Annotated in this window: 25 protein-coding genes; 13 read left to right on the top strand and 12 right to left on the bottom strand. The window is 42.8% G+C overall.

Going from position 1 to position 25,971, the window contains the following annotated elements:
* Nucleotides 1-166: 166 nt before the first annotated feature.
* The 3 genes from ppnN to queF are packed head-to-tail and all read right to left on the bottom strand — an operon-like array spanning nt 167 to nt 3,880.
* A complete protein-coding gene (gene ppnN, locus GNIT_RS11785; protein WP_014109446.1) occupies nt 167-1,528 on the bottom strand; it encodes a nucleotide 5'-monophosphate nucleosidase PpnN in 1,362 nt (453 codons plus the stop codon).
* On the bottom strand, nt 1,525-3,042 hold the full coding sequence (locus tag GNIT_RS11780) for a GGDEF domain-containing protein (RefSeq protein ID WP_014109445.1): 1,518 nt from the start codon (nt 3,040-3,042) through the stop codon (nt 1,525-1,527). Before GNIT_RS11780 ends, ppnN begins: the two co-directional genes overlap by 4 nt.
* Nucleotides 3,043-3,055: 13 nt before the next feature.
* Nucleotides 3,056-3,880 (bottom strand): NADPH-dependent 7-cyano-7-deazaguanine reductase QueF, encoded by an 825-nt coding sequence (gene queF / locus GNIT_RS11775; protein WP_014109444.1) that lies wholly within the window; start codon nt 3,878-3,880, stop codon nt 3,056-3,058.
* 316 nt (nt 3,881-4,196) lie between these two features.
* On the opposite strand from queF, the gene syd reads away from it, so the two are divergent.
* Nucleotides 4,197-4,778 carry a SecY-interacting protein gene (syd, locus tag GNIT_RS11770; RefSeq protein ID WP_014109442.1) on the top strand — a complete coding sequence of 194 codons (582 nt, stop codon included), beginning with the start codon at nt 4,197-4,199 and terminating at the stop codon, nt 4,776-4,778.
* Here syd and GNIT_RS11765 read toward each other — a convergent pair.
* The gene (locus tag GNIT_RS11765) at nt 4,738-5,049 is read right to left on the bottom strand and encodes a hypothetical protein (protein WP_014109441.1); all 312 of its coding nucleotides are present in this window, start codon (nt 5,047-5,049) and stop codon (nt 4,738-4,740) included. The two genes, syd and GNIT_RS11765, sit on opposite strands and share 41 nt — an antisense overlap.
* A 259-nt stretch (nt 5,050-5,308) precedes the next feature.
* On the opposite strand from GNIT_RS11765, the gene GNIT_RS11760 reads away from it, so the two are divergent.
* Nucleotides 5,309-5,746, top strand: coding sequence for a DUF3192 domain-containing protein (locus GNIT_RS11760; protein WP_014109440.1), 438 nt, complete (start codon nt 5,309-5,311; stop codon nt 5,744-5,746).
* Nucleotides 5,747-5,963: 217 nt separating this feature from the next.
* A complete protein-coding gene (locus tag GNIT_RS11755; protein ID WP_014109439.1) occupies nt 5,964-6,608 on the top strand; it encodes a hypothetical protein in 645 nt (214 codons plus the stop codon).
* A 660-nt stretch (nt 6,609-7,268) separates the two neighbouring features.
* On the opposite strand, the gene GNIT_RS11750 is transcribed toward GNIT_RS11755, so the two are convergent.
* Both GNIT_RS11750 and GNIT_RS11745 read right to left on the bottom strand, forming a co-directional pair.
* Complete coding sequence (locus GNIT_RS11750; protein ID WP_014109438.1) at nt 7,269-7,574, bottom strand: DUF3301 domain-containing protein; 306 nt, start codon at nt 7,572-7,574, stop codon at nt 7,269-7,271.
* Nucleotides 7,571-8,617, bottom strand: coding sequence for a DUF3549 family protein (locus GNIT_RS11745; RefSeq protein WP_014109437.1), 1,047 nt, complete (start codon nt 8,615-8,617; stop codon nt 7,571-7,573). The genes GNIT_RS11750 and GNIT_RS11745 overlap by 4 nt, the downstream gene beginning before the upstream one ends.
* Nucleotides 8,618-8,893: 276 nt before the next feature.
* Here GNIT_RS11745 and GNIT_RS11740 point away from each other — a divergent pair, with 276 nt between their 5' ends.
* Nucleotides 8,894-9,544 carry a tRNA pseudouridine(65) synthase TruC gene (locus GNIT_RS11740; protein ID WP_014109436.1) on the top strand — a complete coding sequence of 217 codons (651 nt, stop codon included), beginning with the start codon at nt 8,894-8,896 and terminating at the stop codon, nt 9,542-9,544.
* 86 nt (nt 9,545-9,630) lie between these two features.
* On the opposite strand, the gene GNIT_RS11735 is transcribed toward GNIT_RS11740, so the two are convergent.
* Nucleotides 9,631-11,022 (bottom strand): SLC13 family permease, encoded by a 1,392-nt coding sequence (locus tag GNIT_RS11735; RefSeq protein WP_148261802.1) that lies wholly within the window; start codon nt 11,020-11,022, stop codon nt 9,631-9,633.
* A gap of 383 nt (nt 11,023-11,405) precedes the next feature.
* Here GNIT_RS11735 and GNIT_RS11730 point away from each other — a divergent pair, with 383 nt between their 5' ends.
* The gene (locus GNIT_RS11730; protein ID WP_014109434.1) at nt 11,406-11,858 is read left to right on the top strand and encodes a flavodoxin domain-containing protein; all 453 of its coding nucleotides are present in this window, start codon (nt 11,406-11,408) and stop codon (nt 11,856-11,858) included.
* A gap of 74 nt (nt 11,859-11,932) precedes the next feature.
* Here the strand turns inward: GNIT_RS11730 and dapD are convergent, their stop codons facing one another.
* The 5 genes from dapD to GNIT_RS11710 all read right to left on the bottom strand — a co-directional run bounded on the left by dapD (nt 11,933) and on the right by GNIT_RS11710 (nt 17,907).
* Complete coding sequence (dapD, locus tag GNIT_RS11725; protein WP_014109433.1) at nt 11,933-12,757, bottom strand: 2,3,4,5-tetrahydropyridine-2,6-dicarboxylate N-succinyltransferase; 825 nt, start codon at nt 12,755-12,757, stop codon at nt 11,933-11,935.
* Entirely contained in the window at nt 12,754-15,387 is a 2,634-nt protein-coding gene (gene glnD / locus GNIT_RS11720) for a [protein-PII] uridylyltransferase (RefSeq protein WP_014109432.1), read from the bottom strand. The genes dapD and glnD overlap by 4 nt, the downstream gene beginning before the upstream one ends.
* An 86-nt stretch (nt 15,388-15,473) precedes the next feature.
* Nucleotides 15,474-16,265, bottom strand: a complete 792-nt coding sequence (map, locus tag GNIT_RS11715; RefSeq protein ID WP_014109431.1) for a type I methionyl aminopeptidase — start codon at nt 16,263-16,265, stop codon at nt 15,474-15,476.
* 149 nt (nt 16,266-16,414) lie between these two features.
* Nucleotides 16,415-16,600 carry a hypothetical protein gene (locus GNIT_RS18105; RefSeq protein WP_014109430.1) on the bottom strand — a complete coding sequence of 62 codons (186 nt, stop codon included), beginning with the start codon at nt 16,598-16,600 and terminating at the stop codon, nt 16,415-16,417.
* Nucleotides 16,601-16,815: 215 nt separating this feature from the next.
* Complete coding sequence (locus GNIT_RS11710) at nt 16,816-17,907, bottom strand: alkene reductase (protein WP_014109429.1); 1,092 nt, start codon at nt 17,905-17,907, stop codon at nt 16,816-16,818.
* A gap of 286 nt (nt 17,908-18,193) precedes the next feature.
* Here GNIT_RS11710 and rpsB point away from each other — a divergent pair, with 286 nt between their 5' ends.
* The 8 genes from rpsB (at nt 18,194) to rseP (ending at nt 25,959) form a co-directional block, all read left to right on the top strand.
* Nucleotides 18,194-18,928 carry a 30S ribosomal protein S2 gene (gene rpsB / locus GNIT_RS11705; RefSeq protein ID WP_014109428.1) on the top strand — a complete coding sequence of 245 codons (735 nt, stop codon included), beginning with the start codon at nt 18,194-18,196 and terminating at the stop codon, nt 18,926-18,928.
* Nucleotides 18,929-19,026: 98 nt separating this feature from the next.
* Nucleotides 19,027-19,899, top strand: coding sequence for a translation elongation factor Ts (gene tsf / locus GNIT_RS11700; protein ID WP_014109427.1), 873 nt, complete (start codon nt 19,027-19,029; stop codon nt 19,897-19,899).
* Nucleotides 19,900-20,452: 553 nt separating this feature from the next.
* Nucleotides 20,453-21,196 (top strand): UMP kinase, encoded by a 744-nt coding sequence (gene pyrH / locus GNIT_RS11690; RefSeq protein WP_014109425.1) that lies wholly within the window; start codon nt 20,453-20,455, stop codon nt 21,194-21,196.
* A gap of 10 nt (nt 21,197-21,206) precedes the next feature.
* Nucleotides 21,207-21,764, top strand: coding sequence for a ribosome recycling factor (frr, locus tag GNIT_RS11685; protein ID WP_014109424.1), 558 nt, complete (start codon nt 21,207-21,209; stop codon nt 21,762-21,764).
* Nucleotides 21,765-21,840: 76 nt separating this feature from the next.
* Nucleotides 21,841-22,545 carry a polyprenyl diphosphate synthase gene (gene uppS, locus GNIT_RS11680; RefSeq protein WP_049786994.1) on the top strand — a complete coding sequence of 235 codons (705 nt, stop codon included), beginning with the start codon at nt 21,841-21,843 and terminating at the stop codon, nt 22,543-22,545.
* The gene (locus GNIT_RS11675; protein ID WP_014109422.1) at nt 22,545-23,408 is read left to right on the top strand and encodes a phosphatidate cytidylyltransferase; all 864 of its coding nucleotides are present in this window, start codon (nt 22,545-22,547) and stop codon (nt 23,406-23,408) included. The genes uppS and GNIT_RS11675 overlap by 1 nt, the downstream gene beginning before the upstream one ends.
* Nucleotides 23,409-23,425: 17 nt before the next feature.
* A complete protein-coding gene (gene ispC / locus GNIT_RS11670) occupies nt 23,426-24,607 on the top strand; it encodes a 1-deoxy-D-xylulose-5-phosphate reductoisomerase (RefSeq protein ID WP_041246824.1) in 1,182 nt (393 codons plus the stop codon).
* Nucleotides 24,607-25,959, top strand: coding sequence for a sigma E protease regulator RseP (gene rseP / locus GNIT_RS11665; RefSeq protein ID WP_014109420.1), 1,353 nt, complete (start codon nt 24,607-24,609; stop codon nt 25,957-25,959). The genes ispC and rseP overlap by 1 nt, the downstream gene beginning before the upstream one ends.
* The last annotated feature ends 12 nt before the right edge of the window (nt 25,960-25,971 follow it).

The following is a 25,971-nucleotide window of genomic DNA, read 5'->3' as shown; positions in this document are numbered from 1 at the left end:
AGACCGCGTCAGGTATAGCCTCTATCGCCAATATTCATGGCGTTTATATCGCTTCGCAGCACTGACATCAGTAGCCCAAATATAACGTGGACTGATATAAACGCGTTTTCAATTTTCAAAGGATACCTTACAACGCCAGCTGTTAGATTTCCTTTAGCATTTAGTCTTACATTGAAATTTTATAACAGGGCTCGTAGTGGCTGCCAGGCAGTTTCATTCTGCCTTGATCTACGAATGATTGTAGCAGTATATCCATTTTCTGCATCAAGGCTGCATCGCCAGTAAGCTCAAAGGGCCCGTGTTTTTTAATTTCTGCAACACCCTCAACTTTGACATTGCCAGCAACAATACCAGAAAAACATTTGCGCAGCGTTGCCGCTAGCGTTGATTTAGGCTGGTCTAGCCTTAAGTCTAAGGCACTCATGTTTTTATGAGTTGGCGCAAATGGTGTTTGAAAGTCTTCTGAAATGTGCAGCGTCCAGTTAAAATTCAGTGAATCTCCAGTTCTGAGGCGATCGTCTTCCACTAGCACTTTTTGTTTTGCCATTAAGGCGCCTACCTTGTATGCATCGCCAACAATGATGGTGTATTTTTCTTGTGCTTCAGTGCCTAATATATCGCCAATGAATTGATCGATAGCTTCAAAATACGCTTTGCTATTCTCCGGGCCAGTCAATATGAGTGGAATAACTTGGTCTTTATTCTGTTCATCCATTAATAAGCCCAGCAGATACAGCAACTCTTCTGCAGTGCCTGCTCCGCCTGGAAATATCACAATGCCGTGAGAAATTCGCACAAAGGCTTCCAGACGTTTTTCTATGTCAGGCATTATAATCAGTTCGTTGACTATGGCATTGGGGGGCTCTGCAGCAATAATACTCGGCTCTGAAACGCCTAAATAGCGTCCATTTTTATTACGCTGTTTTGCATGTCCGATAGTTGCCCCTTTCATTGGGCCTTTCATTGCGCCCGGTCCACAGCCAGTGCAGATATTAAAGCCGCGTAAACCTAACTGGTAGCCAACCGTTTTAGTGTACTTATACTCTTCTTCACGAATGGAGTGGCCGCCCCAACATACGATCATATTAACGAGGTTGTCGGGAGGGATCGAGTTTGCGTGACGCAGCATGTCGAAAACAACGTGCGTGGTTAAGCTGCTTGGCTGGTCTATTAGTTGTTCAAAGTTAGTGCTGTGTTTCGACCCCATGTAGAGCATGTCTCGCAGTACGGCGAACAGGTGTTCGTGTACGCCTTTGATCAAGACACCATCAACAAAAGCAACCTCTGGCGGGTTGATGAGCTCTATTTTAACGCCGCGTTCTCTGCGCACCAAACGGACATCAAAATCTTTGTAAGGGTCGAAAAGCTTATGGTAGTCATCCTCATCAACCCCGCTGTTCAGAACGGCTAAGCAGCAGTTTCTAAAAACACCGTACAAATCGCTTTGGGTTGATTGCTGTAAAAGGTTAACTTCTAGCTGTGAGAGTTGACTCATCCAACCGACGGGGTTGAGTTGCACCGTGTTCATTCAATATCCTCAAATAGGGTTTTATTTCGTCCCGCGTCTTTTGCTTTATAGAGCAGGGTATCTGCTTTTTCGAAGGCTTCTTCAAGCGTTATTTTTTGTGTAATTTGGCTTAGGCCGCAAGATAGAGTAACAGTAACGCGCTGACCTTTAAATTTAAACGGCAGCGCTGATACTTTCTCACGCACCAGTTCAACTTTATCGAAGGCTTGTTGTATGCTGCTGTTAGGCAGTAGCATGACAAATTCTTCGCCGCCCCAACGCGCTACAAAGTCTTCTTTGGGCAAGTATTGCCGAATATGCTTTGCAATTACCTGCAGCGTTTTATCGCCGACAGAGTGCCCGTAGCTATCATTGATTTTTTTGAAGTGGTCAATGTCTACTATCGCAATACACAAAGGCGAACCCGTTTTTTGTGCTCGCTGAACCTCAAATTGGGCTTTCTCTTCATAAGCCATTCTATTCGGTAATTTGGTCAGTTGATCAGAAAGTGCAGCTACGCGTTGAGTAAACAGTTTTTGTTTATATGTACTCGCTTCTGCCTCAAGTGCAACAACGCGCTCCTGCATTTTTTTCATCATATTGATTGTTGCAGCTTGCTCTTTTTGCTCAGCCGCGGCAGACGCTTTTAAAGACGCCTGCATTTTATCAAGGTGCTGTTTGGCTTGTTCTTTGAGTTCATCTAACTGTTGGCTGTCGCTCACCACTGACTCTATCTCAGTAATGTGCTCTTTTATTTCGCTATTATATTGAACACGCTCCTCAAATCTCTTTTCGGAATCCGCAATGTTTGTGTTGATGTCGTCATTGATGGTAGTCAGCGATTTATGCAGATTACTGATCAGGCGGCTGGTCGCGGTCGCCTCTTTTATCACGTCTCTGATCACAAAGCGGATCATAATCAAACAGCATTCAAGCAGCTCTTTATGGTCGAGCCCAATATTTAGCTTTCGATAGATTTCTTGTAGATTTTTATCGCTTTTGTTGCCGACATAAAAAGGCGTAATAAGCTCTTTTAGCTCCTGTGTAATGCTGTTGTGCAATGCAATTTGTTCTGGCGTTTGGGTTTTTGCTTTATCGCTATCTGTTTCAAACTGCAGCGCCTTGTTATACAAAAGAAGGGCTTTTTCAAACTGGGCGAGTGGAGCAACAACGGCATGTTTATCCGGCGACAGTGATATTAGAAACTCGCTGACCTCCGTTTTTACGTCTGCCGAAACATTCTTTATGTTGGAAAGCTTTTTGAGGGCATTTTGTAAATGCGAGACAGAGTCCAGATTGCGCTGTTTAAAAAACTTCGTGTCTTTTGTCAGTACCGCATTGAGCTTGCCAGTAATTTGGGTGGCAGCATCATAGTCAGGTTTACCAGACAGCTGCTTTTTCAGCATCACAAGTTCTTGGTCGAACGTAGGATTCGCTCCTTGATAAAAGTTTGCCATGTTCACAATAAATATCGAGAGCTTGTCTAAATACTGGCGCGCCACCATTAATTGCTTCTTAGGCGAAACTTCGGTCATCTTACTTATTACCTTATTGTCTGGCTAATCGTGCGTCCGCATAGGGCGCTTCAAAGTTTGAACGAAATGGGTTGATATCCAGACCGCCACGGCGTGTATATCTTGCATAAACGGTCAGTTGCTGTGGCTGACACTGCTGCAAAATATCATAGAAAATACGTTCAACACATTGCTCATGAAACTCGTTATGTTGCCTAAACGAAATTAAATAACGCAACAAGCCTTCGTGCGATATTTGGGTGCCAGTGTACTTTATTAAAATGCTACCCCAATCAGGTTGATTAGTAATCAAACAGTTTGATTTTAACAGGTGACTAACCAATGTCTCTGAACAAACAATCTCAGTTCGCGCCGTGGTGCTTGGCTTAAGAAGTTCAGGTGTGATAGCAAAGTCATTCACTTCAATGTCTAGTTCATCAATGCACGTTCCAGTGAACTGTCCAAACTGAATACTATCGAACTGCGATGACGGTATTACATGCACCGCCACACTATCACCAGCGCATTCGCTCAAGTCATTCTCAAGTACCTGCATGACAGCATTAACGCTGGCAAATCGGCTTTGATTTAAACTATTTAAATAAAGTTTGAATGACTTTGACTCAATTAAATTTGGCGAAGTAATGGGTACTTCACAACGCAAAATAGCCACTTGTGGCTTACCCTTTGCATTTAGCCAAGACAATTCATAACCATTCCAAATATCTGTGCCGTGGAAGGGGAGTTGTGCTGGTAATTTTATGCTGTCGCGACTTAGTGAGCGCGGCACGCCTTGCAATAAACTGTTGTCGTATTCTTGGGCATATTCTACTTTTTTGCCGAGTGATAAATGATCCAATGATGTCTCCTAAGGGCATCTAAAAAAATAAGGTACAAGGTAGTCAGAGTTGTTGGTTAAAGCCCGTCTTCAGAATAGGGATAATCGATTAAGTGGTGAATGCCCGTCCTGAAAATTGGTCATTAGCGCTATACTTCGCTAATTCGCTAATTTATCATGTTTACTCAACGGTCGGCACATCTAGTCATTTAAAATATGCAATTTAATCTGCCTGACTACAACTTAACTTCTATTACAACGTTAATCATTACTCATATTGGCACCATTGTATTGTCTCAAATATTACGATGATTGATCTTTAAAGGCTCATAAATTCATGTCAAATCCGTTTGTTGAAAACTTCGATACCCTTGTTAATGCTTATATCGACCTCGCTGGCGATGACGACAGACAATTATTAACTGAATATGACGTGGATTGGTTTTCACCTTGCTTGCTATTAAATAAGACGCGATTAGCCGATGTTGCCGATGGGGAGCAAACTAGCTGGCGTCCTCAGCTACAGCCAGCGAGTTCCCATTTAGGTGATTTGGCAAAGGCCTTAGAAATTGAGATTCATCCTCAGTTAGAAACGCTGTTCTGCCGTTATTACAGTCATGACTTGCCAGCTTCGACTGACCGCGGTGATTTGGATATTTTGCAAGCGTGGAATCAAGATGATTTTGAACGACTGCAAAAAAACCTTATTTCACACGTATTGATGAAGCGTCGCTTAAAGCAGCCCGAAACTTTATTTTTCGCAACAACCGACCAAGAAGACTTCATCATCAGCATTGACGTTGCGAGTGGAAAGGTGATGCTAGAGCAAGTCGGGAAGGTGCCTAAAGAAGAGTTGGCGGAAGATCTGAATGCCTTTATTACGACACTTCGCCCTCGAAACGTTGTTGTAACGTTTTAAGCTCGGTGCGTAATGCTAACACCTGTTGCTCCAATTCAGTTACCCGCGCAGTCAATTCGACGTTTGATTTAGCAGATGCTGGCGCCACTTCTGTCACTTTTTCAATTTTTAACGTCGCTTTGTTTTCTTTCCAATAGCTCAAGCCTTTGATAATAATTGGGATCGGCAATGGTGCTAGCAGTTTTGCTTTTATCATTCCCACGCTTGGTTTTTTACCAGCGTCGCGCAGTGCTATGCAGGTGTTCACTACTTGTTGTAATTCCGAATTCATCTGTTCTACATAATTTATTAACTCACTTGTTAGTCATTCTGACCATCTTTTAGGAGAATGAATAGCACTTATTCAGCCTGAGTTCAGCTTTTGATGTTTAAAGTATTGATAATGTTAGCTATTTCATTTTTGGTCTGATTATTGTTTACCACACTGAAAATGCGTACTTTTTTATAATAAATAGCGCGTAATAAATAGCTCGTAATAAACAGCGCATAATAAATAGCCTGTCATCAATAACTCATACTAAGGAACACAAATGAAAGCGACACGTTTAGAAACTACAGAAACAAAGTCAAAAGCCATAAAAACAAACGGTGCAAAAACACTGCTTCTTACTTCTTTTTTCGCTAGCACAATGTTGCTAAGCGGTTGCGTAATTTCGATTGATGATAACTATGAAGATGGTTATGACGTGTCGAGTGGTGTCAATTGGCAGAAGCATGAAGCGAAGAATCGACAGTTTATTGCTGATCTTAGCCCTGGCGTCTCAAAAAAGTCGGTTATTGATCAACTTGGCGCAGCGGACTTTAATGAAATGGTAAGCAGCAACGGTGATGCAGTGCAAGTACTGTATTACAGAACTCAGCGCGTTGATGATGATGGCATTACAACTAAAAATGAATGTACACCTTTGGTCTTTGTAAATGATGAACTTAAAGGTTGGGGCGAATTATCTCTGTCTAAATATTTGTAGCAACTAAAATAGATAGACTCAGCAGGTTTGCTACTAGGTGAGTAAATTAGCAAAAGCCGCTCTTTAAACTGGGAAAATCTCAGAAACGAGCGGTTTTTTTATAAATGCAGAGCAAACGTCGATTTTTTTGCCGTAGATCAACAGTACATTGTTAAAAAAATGTTATTGTATTCATCAGAATGTTTTATTGTATGGATAAAGCAATAAGGAAGCCTTTATGAGTACAGCAACATATCAACCTAATATCGATGACATCAGAGCGGTCTACTTGGGCGCCGATGACTTAAAAGTTGCGGCGTCTATTTTGTACAACGCCTATTTTGACGACCCCCTATTCAACGACATTTTTGAAATTGATCGAGAAGGCTACGAAAACAGACTGCGGTCGGCTATTCGTGAAGAGCTGAATGCTTTTTGGGATGCCAAGCAGCCGATGATTGGTTTATTTGAACAAGGGCGACTGTTGGCTGTTGCTTGTTTGATTAGTCCTGACGCTGCTTTTGGCGCGGGTAGATATTGGCATTGGCGCTTGAAAATGTTGCTAACGGCTGGCTTTCTTGGCACGAAGCAGATGATTTCAAAAGAAGAAAAAGTACGAGAATGCATACCGGCAAAAGACTACCACATGCTGTCATTTATTGGTGTTCACCCTGACCATCAAGATATTGGCTTAGGTAATATTCTAATGCGCGGCATTATCGGCCTGCTGCAAGAAGACAATAAAACAGAAGGCGTTGGCGTGTTTGTAACCTTGCCTAAATGTTTATCGTTTTTCGTCAATGGTCATTTTGAGCTCGTAAAGGAGCTAGAAGTAGGCCGCATCACTGGTAAAGTAATGTTTAGAAAAAAGCTTGATAGCTAAAATGTGATTTTATTTGTACGACATTTCGTACAAGTGTGTGAGCAAAAGTGACTTTGTTAACATGACGTTAGCACCACGTTGAGAAAAAAGTTTAAGTAAAACAATGCTCACGATACTGACATGATTAATAAGTATACGAGTGATAAAAGATCACAAAACTTTTGTTTGTATTAAATAAAACAAACCTTGTTAATATACTTTCGTCTTAAGGAGATGCCTTCAGGAAGAAAGCGTTAGAGACGAAGGAAGGTTTCAGGATGAAACGAATAGGATAAGGAAGCCTGAGGACAACTTCAGGACGAAGATTCAAAGGACAGCTTCAGGACGAAGATTCAAGGGACAACTTCAGGACGAAGATTCAAGGGACAACTTCAGGACGAAGATTCAAAGGACAGCTTCAGGACGAAGACTCAAGGGACAACTTCAGGACGAAGAATATTGCATCAAGGATTTGCAATAATAAGGAATAAAGGAAAAGGGATCGACACATGGAGTGTTGCCTGCTTAGGATTAGTGGGATGAAATGGAAAGGGGTGTAAGGGATTTAATAAGGATGATACTTTAGCAAGGGAACGCTGAGAGGGATGCTCAAAATTGAAAACAAAGCAGAAACAGGATGTTTCTGCTTTTTTCGTCTAGATGACTTAAATGTTTTAACACCTAATCGATTTTATAAGCAGGCAAATTCATCTCAATCACTGAATTACCAAAACTGGTCATCGTCCCAATATAAGCATCTGAGCCGCTGCTGCTGAACTCCAGTTGATACACAATCTTCCAATCAAGCTTTCCTCTATGCGACGCAATACGAGTTGAACGTCTTGCTAAGGATAGAAACTGAAGATCTTGTTTTTCACAGTATTGAGTTGCGTATTGAATACTGTATTCGGCCATGCCACGCAAGCGCCAAAATTGAAAAGCGATCCAGGCAATGCTGAGCAGTATGACTAATGAGCCCAATGTCATGAGACCGCCCTCTTAGTTTCAGACACCTGTTGGTACAAAGCGGCAATAGCATTGGCAATGGGCTTTGGTAAATTGGGCTTTCGCATTAAGGTGAGCAGCCCAATTCTACTTGATGGCACTTGTACAAGATCTGCATAAATACCTCTGAACAACTTGCCGCTTGGATCGATAGTGATAATCTTGTTGAAGAAGCTAATGAGTAACGCTTCTTCATTTAATAATCGAAAGTGTCTACCCGCTATTATCACCAAGCATTCGGTGTCGGGCTCGCCTTCGTTTAATAGCTTTTTAATAAATGTCGACACTTTGTCGCTGGATTGACTGCCTTTGAGACCACGAAGCACCATGTGCTGTATTTCAGCATGCTCCGCAGTTGCAAATAAATCGATTAACTTATCTGTGAGGCTATCGTTAAAATGGATATTTTCCAAACTGCTGCAAAATGCTGTTAACACCTGCACTGGTAAAGAGGCTAAGTTCTGTTTGACTGCCTGCGCAATATCATTTTGTTCAATATGAACCGCTAAATCGGCAATATCTTGTAAGGCTAATTCTTGCCATTGAAGCACTGTTGGGTTTTTTACGTAAGCGATAGCTTTGTTCAAGCCTTCTCGTGTCGACAAGCCTAAATCGCGTCGAATAATCGCATTAAAATCGGCCAGCTGCTGCGAAGGCGTAAAGATAAATTGATTTTCAGGCAGTTTTCCGCCTTTCTCTTCATTTTTTTCTAATTGGCTACCTAAAGCTGTAACAACGGCTTCAAGAAATTGATTGCGCGCAGCTTGTACAATCAGGGAACGTTCGTCTATAGGCAAAGTGATAAACCAAATGTACTGTTCATGACTGACGTTTTTATTCCAAAAAACAATGCCATACCAAGCGCTTCCAGCACGAGGGCAAGGAACTGGGAGTCGATTCTTCTCTATATCAATAAATTGCTGTGAGTCCATCGACTCAATCCCGCGGCCCATATCGTAAATACGATAATCGGTGCCAGCGTGCAGCATAAATTCGCTGATGGTATCAATTGTTTTAGCAGTCATAGGCGCCGTAACTTGTTGGTTTGGCGCGCATTGTATCAAGATAGCTAAAATGTACCAACTAATGCCAAACAAAAGTGACTAAAGAGTATGAGGGCTTCATCCATTATTCTTTTGTGCGGTCAATTGTTTGTGCAGCGTCATTTTCACTGTTTCCTTTTATTGCTACCGACTCTTGGTTAAACTGCGCTCGCCATATCAAAACAGCGGGTAACAGTAAACGTGTTAAACATTTTATATATAGACGAATACATAGTTGTGGTTCACAAGCCTGCGAATATGCTGGTGCACAAAAGCATGATTGATCGTCATGAAACTGAATTTCTTATGAAAATACTGCGCGACCAAATTGGCCAATATGTGTATCCGGTGCACCGGTTAGATAAGCCAACGGCCGGCGTTATTTTGTTTGCCTTGTCGTCAGATGTTGCTCGCTTACTTGCTCAGCAGTTTGAACTGCACACTATTCAGAAAGAGTACCTTGCAGTGCTGCGCGGCTTCGCACCTGAATACTTATTTATCGACTATGCGCTGAAAGAGAAGCTAGACCCTATTGCCGACAAAAAAGCAAAGCAGGACAAAGAAGCGCAAGAAGCGCAAACAGAGATGCTGAAATTAGCTGAATTGTCATTACCTATTCCTGTTGGTCGCTATGACGGCGCACGTTTTTCCTTGGTCAAATTAATGCCTAAAACAGGACGTAAGCACCAATTGCGCAGGCATATGGCGCACATTAGTCACCCGATTGTTGGTGACACCACTCACGGTGATGGTAAGCAAAATCAGTTTGCACGTGATCATCTGTACTTCAACAAATTAGCACTTTGCGCAACAAAGCTAAGCTTTAAACATCCAGTAAATGACATAGACATGGTATGCGAGACGACGCTTGAAGACGATTTTCAAACATTGGTCGGGCGTTTTGATTAAGCGTTCTTTCAGGTGTTGATAATAGGCTTGCAGCCTGCACATGAGATCAATGACGCATCCTGACAAAAAACTGAATCAATTCAACGCTAGTTAAAGATGAGAGGCGCTAAGTAAATCGCTATCAAACTGAGAATGATCAGCCCGAATATATTCAACAATAACCCTGCTTTTACCATCTGCGGTATTTTAATTAAACCTGAGGCAAACACGATGGCGTTTGGTGCGGTGGCAACAGGCAGCATGAATGCGCAACTCGCGGCTAAGGTAATGGGAATGCATAGCATGAATGGTGATAAGCCTAACTCGAGTGCAACTGCAGCTACTACAGGCAGGAATGTGGCCGTTGTGGCGACGTTGCTAGTCAGCTCGGTTAGGAAGATGACGAGTGCAGTTGACGCAATGACTAAAGCAAAAATACCAAAAGCGTCCATGTAGGACAAGTGACCGCCTAACCAGCTTGCAAGCCCGCTAGACGATACCGCAGCGGCTAAACTCAGACCACCACCAAACAATATTAATACGCCCCAAGGAAGTTGACTGACATTGTCCCACGTCATGATTTGTTTTTGCTCACTATTGCCACTGGGCAAAACAAATAATAACAGTGCTGCAGCCATCACAATGCCGGTGTCATTTAAAAAATTGATGTCAAATAGCACCGAGATAGGGCGCCTTGTGATCCACATAACTACAACCAAAGCGAAAACAATAGCCACGCGCTTTTCGGCCTTGCTCATGGCGCCTAACTCTCGACGCAGCTTGCTCAAATGCTGATTAACCGATTCATTGGCGGGAATGTCTACCTTAAAACTCCAATGTGTGAGTGAATACCAAGCTAATGGCAGCATACAAAGCATCAGCGGGACACCAACTAACATCCAACTTGCAAAGGTAATTTTAATGCCATACTGCTCATTCAAAAATGCAGCAAGAAGCGCATTCGGTGGTGTTCCGACTAAGGTTGCCATACCGCCAATGGTTGCCGCGTAAGCTAAACCCAGTAACATTGCCGTTTGGAATGATTTTGTGCGTTGTTCTGTAAGGTGCAAATTATTTTCAGCGATGACCTTGGCAACGGATAGCGCAATTGGCATTAACATCATTGTGGTCGAGGTGTTAGTCATCCACATTGAGAGTAGGGCAGCCACAACCATGAAGCCAGCTATGAGTCGTTTTCCATCGGTACCCGCGTAACTTAAAATTACGAGGGCGATGCGTTTGTGTAGGTTCCAGCGCTCAACCGCCAGTGCAAGGATAAAGGCGCCTAGAAACAAATAGATGATTGGGTTTGCATAGGCTGCAGTAGTTTCTGCAATACTAGACACGCTTAAAAAAGGAAAAGCAATAATTGGCATAAACGCTGTAGCCGCAACAGGCACAGCCTCGGTCGCCCACCAGATAGCCATCCATAAAGCAACAGCGGCCACGTTCCATGCTTCTGTCGACATTGCTGTTTGGTTCGAGCCAAATAGCATCATAAGCAAAAAGATGACAGGGCCTAATAACAGACCAATTTTTTGATAGCTTGCAAGCTCTGTTGGGTTTGGTTTATCGGTGTTTGAATTCAATGTGCAAGCTCTTTATTGTTTTTATTTAACATTAACAGCTACCGGCATAAATATGGAAATGTTTTTTATATTCGCTCAGATTTTTTCGTTGAGCTAACTCATGATTGTTTAAACCTTTGTTAGCTTGACGCGCCTGACTACTTTTTTGATATGTACGGTAGTCTATAAACCCAAGTTACCTGTATACTACTGCACAACTATATTTCACAGTATTCGCAAATGACATGTTCATAACTGACACGTTTGCAAAGGATATTAAATCGCCCTCATTAGTCGATAGGAGACAAAGTAGTATGCGCAGTGTGAGTATTTTCGCCGGTTCAGTATATGGTAACGCCCAACATGTGGCAGAAGAAGCAAAAACGATGTTTGAAAGCAAAGGGGTTGAATGTGAAATATTCACCGACCCTGAAACATCAGATTTCAGCGAAGCTGAATCGATAGTGGTGATTACTTCCAGCACAGGGCAAGGTGATATACCGCCGAATTTAGAGCTTTTCCACAGTGATTTGCGCGACGAGTTTCCGTTGATAAATGGCAAGCCTTTTGCGGTTGCAGCGCTTGGCGACAGTAGCTATGGCGAAAGCTTCTGCGGAGCTGGCCGTCAGTTTCAGGAGTTGCTGGAAGAGCTTCAGGGCAAACCTGTTGCTAACATGCTAGAAGTTGATGCTATCGAAACTTTGGCTGCGGAAGAGGAAATTGTGCCGTGGTTAGAGAATTTAGTCACTTCGTTAACCGAAGCTTAGGCTTTGAGCGTTATTGAGAGTAAAAAAAGGGCATAGTAATCTATGCCCTTGTTCACGTGTATGACGCTAAAAAACTACTCAGCGCCACGCAAAATTTCGTTAATACCCACTTTTGCCTTGGTTTTCGCATCAACTTTCTTCACGATAATCGCTGCATATAAGCTATGTGTCCCGCACGGGCTTGGCAAACTTCCCGATACAACCACTGAACCTGCAGGTACACGACCATAGGTGATAGTGCCTGTTTCACGATCATATATTCTGGTGCTCTGGCTAATATAAACGCCCATTGAAATTACGCAGCCTTCTTCCACAATAACGCCTTCAACCACTTCGGAGCGTGCGCCGATAAAGCAGTTGTCTTCAATAATTGTTGGGTTTGCTTGCAGCGGCTCTAAAACACCACCAATGCCAACACCACCTGAAAGGTGTACGTTTTTACCAATTTGCGCACATGAACCAACGGTTACCCATGTATCAACCATGGTGCCTTCGTCTACGAATGCGCCAATGTTAACGTAAGACGGCATAACAACCACGTTACGACCAATGAATGAACCTGTGCGAACGGCAGCGGGTGGCACAACGCGCATGCGTTCTTCAGCGAAACGTTCAGCTGTGTAGTCGGTGAATTTTAAAGGAACTTTATCGTAGTAGTTGGTTTCAGCACCTTCAACAAGTTTGTTGTCGTGCAGTTTGAAGTAAAGTAACACGGCTTTTTTAAGCCATTCATTTACTTGCCACTCACCATCTACTTTTTCAGCAACTCTCGCCTTACCAGAGTTTAGTAATTCCACTGCATCGGTTACTGCTGTTCTTATTTCGGCGCTGACTGTGCTGGCCGTAAAAGTGTCACGGGTATCAAATGCATTTTCGATTATGGATTGTAAATTGTTCATATTGCTGGGTTCACTTCTGGTTGGTCTAGTTTTAACGTAATTTGTTTTTTAAGGGTGATTTCTTGTTCTTGCGTCAACGCTTTACCTTCTTCGTTGGACACAATAAATACATCTTCTGCGCGCTCGCCAATGGTCGAAATTTTAGCCATCTTTAGGGTCAAATTAAGATCCACAAAAAGGTGACCTATTTTCGCTAGAAGGCCTGGAGCATCCAAAGCTTCTAGTTCGACTAGTGTGGCGTGTTCGGTTGACGAGTAAAAACGCACTTTTGTTTTAACATCTAACTGCTTCATTTGGCGTGACATTTTGCGTTTGTTAGCATGCGAACGTCCGGGTTTGACTAACTGCGAACGTATGGCGTCAACCAAGTTTTTGATATGAAATTCAGAATCAATGCGCTGAGCATCTTGATCAAGAATAATCATACTATCGAACACATTGCCTTCATCGGTGACCGTAATTTGGGCGTCATGAATAGAGCAATTTCGACTGTCCAGCACCGATGCTATTTGCGCAAACAAAGCTGGCCGGTCGCTGCAATAGATTAGCAATTCAGTGCCTGCTTTAGAGGTGCTGTTGCTGGCACTGACCAAAATATCCTCAGGGGCTAAGGTAGGGTGAGTAACAATTGATTCAGTGTGCCATGCAATCTGGTTTGGCTTGAAGCGTACAAAATAGTCTGGGCGCATTTGTCGCCAAAACAACATTGCTTGCTCTTCACTTATGCCTTTTTCAGCCAGTAGTGTCATTGCCTCTGTTTTGTGTTCCGTAATTCGCTGGTCAAGCGTGACTTGACACTCTAGGCCATTGTCAAAAGCTTGCTGCGTCAGTAAATAAAGTTCACGCAATAACGACGCTTTCCAATCGTTCCATAAGTTGTCATTAGTGGCGCGAATATCAGCGAGAGTTAATGCATAAAGTAAATTTAAATTGTCGTGAGTTTTTACAGTTGTCGCGAATTGGTTTATCACGTCGGCATCATATATGTCTCGACGTTGCGCAACCACCGACATAAGCAGGTGATTCTCGACCAACCATGCAATAGTGTTCGCATCGCTTTCAGACATATTGTGAAGTTCACAAAACTTAAGTGCGTCGACAGAGCCTAGCGTTGAATGATCGCCTCCACGTCCTTTAGCGATGTCATGGAAAATAGCGGCGATGAATAGCAACTCAGGCTTATCTAAATTTTTGACAATACGATGGCAGCGCGGAAACTTCTTTTCCCCGTGGTAATAGCTATAGACAAATTTAACCAAACGATGGGTGTGCTCATCGACGGTGTAGGCATGAAACAAGTCAAACTGCATCATACCAACAATCTTATCCCACTCCGGCAAATAAGACTGCAAGATGCCGTATTTATACATGATGTCCCAACCTAAGTTGAAAAACTCTGGTTGCTTCATGAGTGCCATAAAGCGTTCACGGCAATCTTGGCGTTCATGATAGTACTGGTACTGGAAACGACGGCGAGCATTGCGTAATTGACGAATGCAGTCAGCGTCTAAGCCTTGTATCGTGTCGTGCTGGCTAATGAGGCTAAGAAAGTCGAGTATGTCAGCTGGCGAGTAAAACGTTTCTGGCTGTGACGGAGAAATTAAGCCGTCTCTCAACTCAAATTTTGCGTTTAGTGTGACCACTTTTTTGACTTTTTGCTCTAACACATCGTCTTTGAAACGCAGAAGTAACATGCTGTTCAATTCAGATACGCGACGAACAATTCTAAAAAAGGCTTTCATCATTTGTTCTACGGCGGCTTTACCTTCGCCATATCCCAGCAGTTTTGCAACATCGGGTTGATAGTCGAACAAGAGTCGGTTTTCACTGCGCCCAGAAACAAGATGAAGCGCAAAGCGGATTTGCCATAGGTGAGAGCGGCACTCAATGAGTTCAGCGTGCTCGATTTCAAAAAAGTAACCGTGCCCAATTAAGGTGAGTCCGTCGTATTCTCTAAAGTGCTTTTTGGCCACCCAACCGATTGATTGAATGTCGCGTAAACAACCCGGATTCTCTTTTACGTTAGGCTCAAGATTGTATGAAGTGTCGTTGAATTTGTGATGACGCTTTTGCTGTTCTTCTAACTTTGCAAGAAAGAAATCTTTGCTAGACCACACTTTAGGGCTGTTAACTTTGTCAATTAACTGTTTGAAGGTGTTTTCGCATCCGCATAAAATGCGGGATTCAACCAAGTTTGTTGCAATAGTGATATCGGATTTGGCGAGGTTGATTGTTTCTTTAACGGTGCGAACTGACTGACCTATTTCGAGTTTTACATCCCAAAGCAGGGTGATGAAGCGGCCAAGGCGCTCTTCAACGCTTTTGCTTACTTTCTTTTCGCTTAGTATCAACAGGTCGATGTCGGAGTAGGGCTGCAGTTGTCCGCGTCCATATCCGCCAACGGCGCACAAAGCAAGGCTCGGTTCTTTATCGAGGCCCAATAATTGCCATGCATGACGCAAAAGTGCATCGGTAAAATCGCTGCGTGCAACAACAAGTTTATCCACTAACTCTTTGTTAAAGTTATCGTGAAGCCACTCGTAGTTGGATTTTACTGCGCGCTTAAACCCAGTAATATCATTTACGTCTTTGATGCTGTGCAGCTGCTGTATTTGGTCTTGGACCGACAAAGTAACTCCTTGGTCATGCTAGACCGAATAAATGCCCTAATGAGTTTGAGAACTGCTCCTATCGCCAGCGCTATGCTGGCTATTAACTAGTGATTGATTATTCTATCAATCTCTTCTTCATCACGTAATGTTAGAATTTCTACACCGGTTTCGGTGACTAATAAGGTATGTTCCCATTGTGCGCTTAAACTGCGGTCTTTAGTGACAACCGTCCAGTTGTCTGGCAATACTTTAGAGTAGCGTTTTCCTGCATTGACCATGGGTTCGATAGTGAAGCACATACCTGCTTCTATTAAGTCACCGGTACCTGGCTTGCCATAGTGCACAATTTGCGGGTCTTCATGAAACACAGCACCAATACCGTGACCACAATACTCTCTAACAATCGAATAATTGTGTGACTCCGCATGCTGTTGGCAAGCGTGGCCGATATCACCGAGGCGCATACCTGGCTTCACAATTTTGATGGCATTATACAAACATTCTTGGGTCACTTTAATTAGGCGTTCTGCCATAATTGAAGGCTTGCCCACGACGAACATTTTTGAGGTATCGCCGTGATAACCGTCTTTAATCACGGTTACGTCGATGTTGACGATATCGCCGTCTTTGAGTTTTTTGTCGCTTGGAATACCGTGGCAAATAACGTGATTAACGGATGTGCAGACTGATTTTGGAAAAGGAGGATTGCCGTAATTTAGTGGCGCTGGGATAGCGTCTTGAACGTCTACAATGTAGTCGTGGCAAAGTTTGTCGAGTTCGCCAGTGGTGACGCCTTTTACTACGTGCTCGCCGATCATCATCAGCACTTCTGCCGCTAGTTTGCCAGCAACGCGCATTTTTTCCATTTCTTCTGGTGTTTTTATTGTTCCAGCCAAGGTGGACCTCTTTGAATTCTTGTTGGGCTAATATTAATTTATTTATACGTAAATCGAATGTCACTTTTTATCGCTACGCTGTGCCTGCTGCGGTTACTATTTACTGATAAGTACGTTGTCACGTTTAACCAGTAAGTAAGTTGTCACGTTTAATCAATAAGTACGTTGTCACGGTTTACGGATACAAAGGAAAGGACTGGCCCAATAAAAAGTCGCTGCAAGCCCATCCGTGGGGCGCTCGGCACTCGGCGTCCTGCCGAGTGACGCTTTTTATTGAGCCAGTCCTTTCCTTTGTATCCTGCATTGGTTGTGTGTTTAACGTATTCTTCACGCATAAACTTTGTACCGCGCTTCGTTACCCTAGTGCTTCAGCCTAGCATTGTACTTCCAATCCATTGAGTATACCAAGTTCGTATCGGCTTAACTATGGTCACTTTTGTATATCAAATAATTTTTTTGGTTTGCTAATAAAAAAGGGACCGCGGCTTGCTTATAAACGCCGTGGTCCCTTGGTATTTTTACTGGCTTTCCTGTCTTTACCTCGCTTTACCTAACTTGCTGTGTAGTTAGGATAGTCGGTGTAGCCTTCTGCGCCGCCGCCGTACCAGTGAGTCATATCTTCAAATGGTGTGAGTGGCCAATTGTTTTTATAACGTTCTGGGAGATCGGGGTTGGTGATATATGGACGACCAAATGCGATCATGTCTGCTTGTTTAGTACTCACCGCTTCGTTGGCTGCTTCAATGGTATAGCCGCAGTTGCCGATGATAGTGTTGTCGAACAATGGTCTAAAGTCGGATAATGTCATTGGCTCGCCGCGCTCGTGGAAACCGAAAGCCAAACCGTCCATAAGATGCAAATAACCAATGCCTTGCTGGTTAAGCTCTTTGACTACTGCTGTGTATAGCTCTTTATAGTCATCGCAGCCCATTGCATTGAAAACGCCGTTAGGAGACAAGCGAACGCCGATTTTGTCTGCAGGAAAAACTTCTTGTACAGCTGCTAAAGCTTCTTTTAAGAAGCGCATTCTATTCTCAATGCTGCCGCCGTACTCATCGTCTCGCTGGTTGCTAACACCGTCTAAAAATTGGTTAATTAAGTAACCATTTGCAGCATGCACTTCAAGGCCGTCAAATCCAGCTGCCTTCGCATTTACTGCTGCTTGTTTAAAATCGTTCATGGTGTTGGCGATGTCTTCTTTCGTCATCGCTTTTGGCGTTTCATAAGCTTTTTTGCCTTTTGGCGTATGAATGTGATCGTTTTCAATGCCAACGGCTGATGCACTGAACGGTAATTCGCCATTATGAAAATCACTGTGAGATGCACGGCCACAGTGCCACAGCTGCAATACAATCTTGCTGCCTTGTGCGTGCACGCGGTCAACGATAGATTTCCATCCTGCTACCATTTCTTCAGTATAGATACCCGGTGAGTCTATCCAGCCAATTCCCTCTTCTGAAATAACTGTCGCTTCTGTTATTACTAAACCTGCTGTTGCTCTTTGCTCGTAATAGTCAGCCATAATCTGATTAGGAACGCGAGACTCTGTGGCGCGTCCTCGGGTGAGTGGTGCTAGTACGAATCGATTTTTAAGTTCACTTCCAAAAAGTGTTACTGGTGAATGCATAGTAAGGTTAGACATAGATATAGTGTTTCTCCGTTTCAAGTGAGGCATAGATCTGGAGACAAACATGAGGAATTCAAGCGTTTTAAATAAGGTTTTTTGTTGATAATAGTCATCAAAAATGATATAAAGCGCGCGCTGTTTGGGAATGTTGAAAAACTTCTCAAAATTAGACAGTACAAATTAACTAAAAACACACATATACCGACACTGATCTCGGGGTGTCTAACGCGTTGTTATTACAACGTTTTGGATCGAGAGAAGGGGTATATGGAGGCCTAACCCCTAAATAGGAAAATATAAAATGGCAAACGTATCAATGCGTGACATGCTACAAGCTGGCGTACACTTCGGTCACCAAACTCGCTACTGGAATCCAAAAATGGCTCAATACATTTTTGGTGCTCGTAACCGAGTTCATATCATCAACTTAGAAAAAACAGTTCCTTTATTCAACGAAGCTTTAAGCTATCTTTCTGGTGTATCTCACAAGAAAGGTAAGATTTTGTTCGTTGGTACTAAGCGTGCAGCAAGTGAAGCCGTTAAAGAAGCAGCTGAAAAATCTGGTCAATTCTACGTAAACAAGCGTTGGTTGGGTGGAATGTTGACTAACTGGAAAACAGTACGTCAATCAATCAAGCGTCTTAAAGACCTAGAAGTACAATCAACAGATGGTACTTTCGACAAGATCACTAAGAAAGAAGTGTTAATGCTTAAGCGCGAAATGACTAAGCTAGAAGGTAGCTTAGGTGGTATCAAGAACATGGGTGGTCTTCCAGACGTTATCTTTGTCATCGATGCTGATCATGAGCACATTGCAGTAACAGAAGCTCGCAACCTTGGTATTCCAGTTGTAGGTGTAGTAGATACTAACTCTAATCCAGATGGCGTTGATTACATTATCCCTGGTAATGACGATGCGATCCGTGCGGTTAACTTATACACTAGCGCTGCTGCTGATGCGATCAACGAAGGTCGTAATCAAGACGTAGTAATTGCTTCTACTGAAAAAGACGACTTCGTAGAAGCCGCAGAGTAAGTTTTACGTAAACTTTTGCTAAAAAAGTTATCGTAAAAAAGTTATCAAAGGGGGCCTTCGCCCCCTTTTCTAAATATTGATATTTTGAGGAAAAGAAAATGGCAGTGACTGCAGCACTGGTTAAAGAATTACGCGAGCGCACTGGCGCTGGTATGTTAGATTGTAAAAATGCATTGGTTGAAGCGAATGCAGATATCGAGCTAGCAATTGAGAATATGCGCAAATCTGGTCAAGCAAAAGCGGCTAAAAAAGCAGGTCGTATTGCAGCAGAGGGCGTTATCTTAACTAAAATCTCTGGTGGCAAAGCTACTATGATGGAAGTTAACTGTGAAACTGATTTCGTTGCACGCGACGAAGGTTTCCTTGCTTTCGGTAACAAATTGATTGACGTTGCTGCGGCAAACGGCATCAACGATATCGAAGCACTTAACGCAGCTGAACTAGACGGTTCAACCGTTGCTACAGTGCGTGACACCTTAGTGTCAAAAATTGGTGAAAACATCAGCCCACGTCGTGTAGTGAATGTTGAAGGTGCAAACCTTGGTGCATATGTACACGGTGGCAAAATTGGCGTTATCGTTATTTTAGAAGGCGGTGACGAAGATTTAGCAAAAGACATCGCAATGCATGTTGCTGCTGCTAGCCCGCAGTTTGTTAAGCCAAGTGACGTTTCTCCTGAAGTTGTTGAGAAAGAAAAAGAAATCCAAATCGACATCGCTATTCAGTCTGGTAAAAAGCCTGAAATCGCTGAAAAAATGGTTGCTGGCCGCATGAAGAAATTCACTGGCGAGATAAGCCTAACAGGCCAAAACTTCATCAAGGATCCTTCAATGACTGTTGAAGACCTTTTGAAGTCTAAAAATGCTGATGTTGTTAACTTTATCCGCTTTGAAGTGGGTGAAGGTATCGAGAAGAAAACTGAAGATTTTGCTGCAGAAGTTGCTGCACAATTAGAAGCTGCTAAGAAATAAGTGCTTCGATTGCTTTTGCAATCACCGATTCTCGGATAAAATAAGAAGCACCTCAATTGAGGTGCTTTTTTATAGGCATAAAGTGCCTATAAAAAAGCAGAGCAGAGCAGAACAAAACAGAAAAAAGCAGAACAAAACAGAAAAAAGCAGAACAAAACAGAAAAAAGCAGAACAAAACAGAAAAAAGCAGAACAAAACAGAAAAAAGCAGAACAAAACAGAAAAAAGCAGAACAAAACAGAAAAAAGCAGAACAAAGCAGAACAGCCCACGGCCCTAAAAAGTAGCGAAATTCTACCTAGAAGCCGGAAGTCTTTCTGCAAATAAAAGTGTCATTCGGCAGGACGCCGAATGCCAAGCGCCCCATGGATGGGCTCGCAGCGACTTTTATTTGCAGAAAGGCTGTAGGCTTCTAGGTAGAATTTTCGCTACTTTTTTATCAGAAACAACAAGCTACTTTTTACCAGCAATAACAAGTTAACTTTTACAAGAAACAACAAACTATACCAGCAACCGAAAACGTTGCGTAAGCAAACCCAGTGCAAAGGATAAACAATGACAACCATACCAAAAGCTGCGTACAGACGCATTTTGTTAAAACTAAGTGGCGAAGCCCTGATGGGTGAAGAAAACTTTGGTATCGACGCCAAAGTATTAGATCGCATGGCGCTCGAAATAAAAGAGATAGTCGAACTTGGTGTCGAAGTTGGCTTAGTTATCGGTGGTGGCAACTTATTCCGCGGCGAAGGCCTCGCAAAAGCTGGTATGCACCGTGTTGTTGGCGACCATATGGGAATGCTTGCAACGGTCATGAATGGTTTAGCAATGCGCGATGCGTTGCACAGAGCGTTTGTTAATGCGCGTCTAATGTCAGCCATTCCATTAAATGGTGTTTGTGATTCGTATAACTGGGCAGACGCCATAAGTTATCTAAAATCGGGCAGAGTTGTGATATTCTCTGCAGGTACAGGTAATCCATTCTTCACAACTGACTCCGCAGCATGTTTGCGTGGTATCGAAATTGAAGCCGACGCTGTATTAAAAGCAACTAAAGTTGATGGTGTTTATAGCGCTGACCCTGTGAAAAATCCTGATGCTGTTTTGCTAAAACGCATCAGCTATCAAGAAGTACTAGAAAAAGAGTTAAAAGTAATGGACCTGTCGGCGTTTACACTAGCTCGCGACCATAACATCCCAATTCGAGTATTCAATATGAATAAGCCGGGCTGTTTGAAGCGAGTAGTATTAGGCGACGATGAAGGCACCACTATATGTCATCCAGAAAAAGTGAAAAAATAAGGATTTTGTTGTGATTGATGAAATTGAATTAGATGCTCAGCAGCGTATGGAAAAAAGTATTAGTGCGCTGAAAAGCCAGCTAAGCAAGATCAGAACGGGTCGTGCACACCCAAGTTTGTTAGATAACATTATGGTGCCGTACTATGGCGCTAATACACCACTAAAACAAGTTGCTAACGTAGTTGCGGAAGATAACCGCACCCTCGCGTTATCGGTTTTCGACAAAAGCATTATTCAGGCCGTTGAAAAAGCGATTATGCAGTCAAATTTGGGCTTAAACCCAATGAGTGCAGGCACGACTATACGTATTCCAATGCCGCCGCTGACCGAAGAACGCCGCAAAGACTTAATTAAAGTTGTGCGTAATGAAGCTGAGTTGGGCCGTGTAGCTGTGCGTAATATTCGCCGTGAAGCAAACAGCGATATTAAAGAATTGCTAAAAGAAAAAGAAGTCAGTGAAGATCAAAGTAGAGCGGGTGAAGAAAATATTCAATCGCTAACGGATAAATTTATCAAAAACATTGATGACATTCTTTCCGATAAAGAAAAAGAATTGATGGAAGTGTAGTCGATTGAGTGCCGACAGTTCGATTGAGGTTACTTCGCCGTTCGAAGCGACTTTACCAAAGCACGTTGCCATCATTATGGATGGTAACGGGCGTTGGGCTCAACAACAAGGAAAGTTAAGAACATTCGGTCATAAGGCGGGTGTTGATGCTGTTCGTGCATCTGTTCGATACGCTCGCAAAAAAGGCATCAAAGCACTGACTTTATTCGCTTTTAGTAGCGAAAATTGGAAGCGGCCTAAAGAAGAAGTAAAAATCTTGATGCAGCTTTTTAACCTCGTTTTGTCTAGCGAAGTTAAAAAGCTAAATAGAAACAATATTCGCCTAAAGGTCATCGGTGATTTGTCCGCTTTTGACCAAAAATTAGTCGATAAAATCCGCAAAGCGGAAGCGCTTACCGAAAATAATACCGCACTAACTCTCAACGTTGCAGCTAATTACGGTGGTCGTTGGGATATTGTTAATGCCGCACAAAAAATAGCGGACGATGTTAAGCAAGGCCTTATAAAACCAGAAGAAATTACAGAAAGTAGCTTCAATAACTATACCTGTATGTCGGATCTGCCCACACTAGATCTGATGATCCGTACGGGTGGCGACCATCGAGTCAGTAACTTTTTATTGTGGCAATGCGCATATGCAGAATTCTATTTTTGTGAGACACTTTGGCCAGATTTCGATGAACAGAAGTTTGATGACGCTATTTTGGATTTCTGTCATAGACAAAGAAGATTTGGGCAAACGGGTGAACAAGTGGGTCCAGTCAAGCAAGGTCAAGTTTAATGTTAAAACAAAGAATAATAACAGCAGTCATTCTTGCGCCTTTGGCTATTTTAGCTATTTTATTTTTACCAGTAGAGCTATTTAAAATTGCTGTTGCTGGCGTAGTTGCATTAGGCGCCTACGAGTGGGCTAAAATGTCAGGTATTAATGATCGTGCATCTAAAGTCACGTTCATGGCACTCATTTTAATTATCTGCGGTGTGCTAATTTTTGCCGTAGATGGGCAAGCCGTTTGGTACCAAAGCGAATTAAATGGCCTGTACAAAACAATACTGAGCATTGCTGCCGTTTGGTGGGCCGTGTCACTTGTGATGATCCTGACTTATCCTAAATACAGCTCTGTTTGGAAAGAAAATATACCCATTAGGGCAGCATTCGGCATACTCACGCTCATCCCTACTTGGGTTGCAATTATCAGTTTGCGTACGAACTTATATGAAGTAGACCCTTTTTACGGGGCATCGCTTATTTTCTATGTGCTAGGTATTGTCTGGGCTGCAGATATTGGCGCATTCTTTTGCGGAGTCAAATTTGGTAAGCATAAGCTGCGTCCAAATGTTTCACCGGGCAAAAGCATAGAGGGTTTGCTTGGCGGCATTATGGCATCGCTGGCTATTATTGCATTTGCTGCATTACATTATCAGTTTGATGCTAGTCGAATTGGTATGCATATACTCATTGGTGTGATTACGGTTGCTGTATCTGCGCTAGGTGATTTAAATGAGAGTATGTTTAAACGCTGTGCCGGTATCAAGGACAGCGGTAAGTTACTTCCTGGTCATGGCGGAGTCATGGACAGAATCGACAGCTTAACGGCTGCGTTTCCTGTGTTCGCGTTTTGCTACGTTGTATGGATGGCTTAGGCAACTATGTTGATATCATGAGAACCATCACTGTCCTAGGGGCAACCGGCTCTATTGGTCAAAATACAATAGACGTTATTTCTCGGCATCCGGACAAATTTCGGGTATTTGCTATCACCGGCCATGCTAATTTAAAGGCACTGGTTCAACTTGCTATGCAGTGCTCTCCACGCTATATCGTGCTGTCTGATCCCAATACCTACACTACTTTTATTTCCTTGTTGAAAGCCGAGAACTGTCACTCAGAAGTGCTGGTCGGCGCAAAGGCATTAGAAGATGTTTGTTCGGCGCCAGAAGTCGACACTGTTATGTCAGCGATTGTTGGAGCGGCTGGTTTATTGCCGACTTTGGCAGCAGTTCGTGCTGGTAAACGCGTGCTCTTGGCGAACAAAGAGTCACTCGTTATGTCTGGTGAATTATTCATGAATGCAGTGCGTGAATATAAAGCAGAATTATTGCCTATAGACAGCGAACACAATGCGATATTTCAATGTTTGCCGCATGATTTTGAATACGGAAATTTAGACAAATCAGGCATTGCAAAAATCCTGTTGACGGGCTCGGGAGGTCCTTTTAGAACTCTACCGAGTGAGTCTTTTGATAGTATTACTCCTGATCAAGCTTGCGCTCATCCTACCTGGACAATGGGAAGAAAAATCTCTGTTGATTCAGCCTCTATGATGAATAAAGGTCTAGAGTTTATCGAAGCAAAATGGCTATTCGGCCTGCATGAAAATGACATCGAAGTTGTCCTGCATCCACAAAGTACTATTCATTCCATGGTGCAATATACGGATGGTTCAGTTATTGCTCAGCTTGGTAATCCTGATATGCGCACGCCTATTGCTTATGGCCTTAGTTTTCCTGAACGAATTAATTCTGGTGTCGACGCGGTCGATTTTTCTAGCTTATGCGATTTTAGCTTTTCAAAGCCGGATGAAGCCCGCTACCCTAATTTGTATCTAGCAATCGAGGCATGCAAACAAGGACAAGCCGCGACCACTGCCATTAATGCGGCAAATGAAGTAGCGGTTGACGCATTTTTAAAAGGACAGATTAAGTTTACTGACATTGCAAAGGTGAATCAGCAGGCGCTGCAAAAAACCGATTTAATTGAACTGACATCTATTGTACAAGTCTTAGAACATGACGAAGAAGCCAGAAGCTTAGCGCGAGAATTAGTGAGGAAGTTAAATTAGTGTTTGAAATTATTCGAAATATCGGTGCTTTTGTATTGGCATTGGGCATTTTAGTTGCTGTGCATGAATGGGGACACTTCATTGTTGCCAGAAAATGTGGCGTAAAAGTGCTGCGCTTTTCCATCGGTTTTGGTAAGCCGCTTTACAAACGCATAACATCCACTGGCATGGAGTTTGTGATAGCCGCTATTCCTTTAGGCGGTTATGTCAGAATGTTAGATGGCAGAGTAGATGATGTGGCGGAGCAAGATATGGCTGCGTCTTTCAACATCCAGCCCGTCTGGAAACGATTCGCTATTGTTGCAGCTGGTCCTGGCATTAATTTTTTATTTGCGATTTTGATCTTGATGATAGTCGCCATGATTGGACAAGATAAAGCAAAACCGTTTGTTGGAGAAGTTACGCCCTCATCTTACATTGCTGCAACAGGCGTAGAAGCGGGTGATCAAATTATTGAAATTGATGGGGCGGAAACCAGAACTTGGCAATCGGTAAATATTGAGTTAATGCGTTTTATCGGTGCGGACAATATTCCGCTGACCGTTGAAAAACCAAATGGACAAGTCGTTTCCTATGATATGAAAATGCCAAACTGGCAGTTTGATCCTGAATCCGACGATATGTTTTCGTCAATTGGTTTTGAACCCTTTAGAACAAAGCCTAGCAAAATCATTGCGTTAGTTAGCCCAAGCGGGCCATCGGACCAAGCAGGTCTGCAAGAAAATGATGAAATAGTGAAACTAAATGGAACCTTCATGGCTGAATGGGGACAAATAGTGGACTATGTGGCTGCAAGACCAAACGAAACAGTTGAAGTTGAAGTGTTACGTGACGGCCAATCTGAAGTATTCGAAGTAACCTTAGGTGAAAGAGAAACACCTACTGGTACTGCTGGTTTGCTGGGCATTTCTTCGCAGGTCGGAGCATATCCCGAAAACTATTATTTTCATGATAAATCTGGTCCTTTTGATGCTTTAGTGAAAGGAACGCAAGAAACATGGCGATTAATGACCTTAACTGTCGAAATGTTAGGCAAATTTATCAATGGAGATGTTGCGGTTAAAAATTTAAGTGGCCCTATTTCAATCGCTCAAGGCGCAGGAATGAGTGCAAGTTATGGAATTATTGTATTTTTAGGGTTTTTAGCATTAATCAGTGTTAATCTTGGCATCGTAAATTTGTTACCATTACCCATGCTTGACGGCGGTCATTTAATGTATTTCACGGCCGAATGGATAACAGGTAAGCCTGTCCCAGAAGCAGTGCAGGAAATTGGATTTAGGATAGGTGGCGTATTGTTATTCATGTTAATGGCTGTTGCCATATTTAACGACATCAATCGCATCACATAATAATAGTTTTAT

Source organism: Glaciecola nitratireducens FR1064 (assembly GCF_000226565.1).
In the GTDB taxonomy this organism is placed as follows: Bacteria; Pseudomonadota; Gammaproteobacteria; order Enterobacterales; family Alteromonadaceae; genus Glaciecola; species Glaciecola nitratireducens.
The sequence above is the reverse complement of the archived record's forward strand: the minus strand, read 5'-3'. Positions and strand labels throughout refer to the sequence as shown.

What these genes read in the sequence shown, in the direction of transcription:
- ppnN (WP_014109446.1), bottom strand. Translation starts at nt 1,528, where the DNA reads ATGAACACGGTGCAACTCAACCCCGTCGGTTGGATGAGTCAACTCTCA.
- GNIT_RS11780 (WP_014109445.1), bottom strand. Translation starts at nt 3,042, where the DNA reads ATGACCGAAGTTTCGCCTAAGAAGCAATTAATGGTGGCGCGCCAGTAT.
- syd (WP_014109442.1), top strand. Translation starts at nt 4,197, where the DNA reads ATGTCAAATCCGTTTGTTGAAAACTTCGATACCCTTGTTAATGCTTAT.
- GNIT_RS11765 (WP_014109441.1), bottom strand. Translation starts at nt 5,049, where the DNA reads ATGAATTCGGAATTACAACAAGTAGTGAACACCTGCATAGCACTGCGC.
- GNIT_RS11760 (WP_014109440.1), top strand. Translation starts at nt 5,309, where the DNA reads ATGAAAGCGACACGTTTAGAAACTACAGAAACAAAGTCAAAAGCCATA.
- GNIT_RS11755 (WP_014109439.1), top strand. Translation starts at nt 5,964, where the DNA reads ATGAGTACAGCAACATATCAACCTAATATCGATGACATCAGAGCGGTC.
- GNIT_RS11750 (WP_014109438.1), bottom strand. Translation starts at nt 7,574, where the DNA reads ATGACATTGGGCTCATTAGTCATACTGCTCAGCATTGCCTGGATCGCT.
- GNIT_RS11745 (WP_014109437.1), bottom strand. Translation starts at nt 8,617, where the DNA reads ATGACTGCTAAAACAATTGATACCATCAGCGAATTTATGCTGCACGCT.
- GNIT_RS11740 (WP_014109436.1), top strand. Translation starts at nt 8,894, where the DNA reads ATGCTGGTGCACAAAAGCATGATTGATCGTCATGAAACTGAATTTCTT.
- GNIT_RS11735 (WP_148261802.1), bottom strand. Translation starts at nt 11,022, where the DNA reads ATGATGCTATTTGGCTCGAACCAAACAGCAATGTCGACAGAAGCATGG.
- GNIT_RS11730 (WP_014109434.1), top strand. Translation starts at nt 11,406, where the DNA reads ATGCGCAGTGTGAGTATTTTCGCCGGTTCAGTATATGGTAACGCCCAA.
- dapD (WP_014109433.1), bottom strand. Translation starts at nt 12,757, where the DNA reads ATGAACAATTTACAATCCATAATCGAAAATGCATTTGATACCCGTGAC.
- GNIT_RS18105 (WP_014109430.1), bottom strand. Translation starts at nt 16,600, where the DNA reads ATGCGTGAAGAATACGTTAAACACACAACCAATGCAGGATACAAAGGA.
- GNIT_RS11710 (WP_014109429.1), bottom strand. Translation starts at nt 17,907, where the DNA reads ATGTCTAACCTTACTATGCATTCACCAGTAACACTTTTTGGAAGTGAA.
- rpsB (WP_014109428.1), top strand. Translation starts at nt 18,194, where the DNA reads ATGGCAAACGTATCAATGCGTGACATGCTACAAGCTGGCGTACACTTC.
- tsf (WP_014109427.1), top strand. Translation starts at nt 19,027, where the DNA reads ATGGCAGTGACTGCAGCACTGGTTAAAGAATTACGCGAGCGCACTGGC.
- pyrH (WP_014109425.1), top strand. Translation starts at nt 20,453, where the DNA reads ATGACAACCATACCAAAAGCTGCGTACAGACGCATTTTGTTAAAACTA.
- uppS (WP_049786994.1), top strand. Translation starts at nt 21,841, where the DNA reads ATGGATGGTAACGGGCGTTGGGCTCAACAACAAGGAAAGTTAAGAACA.
- GNIT_RS11675 (WP_014109422.1), top strand. Translation starts at nt 22,545, where the DNA reads ATGTTAAAACAAAGAATAATAACAGCAGTCATTCTTGCGCCTTTGGCT.
- ispC (WP_041246824.1), top strand. Translation starts at nt 23,426, where the DNA reads ATGAGAACCATCACTGTCCTAGGGGCAACCGGCTCTATTGGTCAAAAT.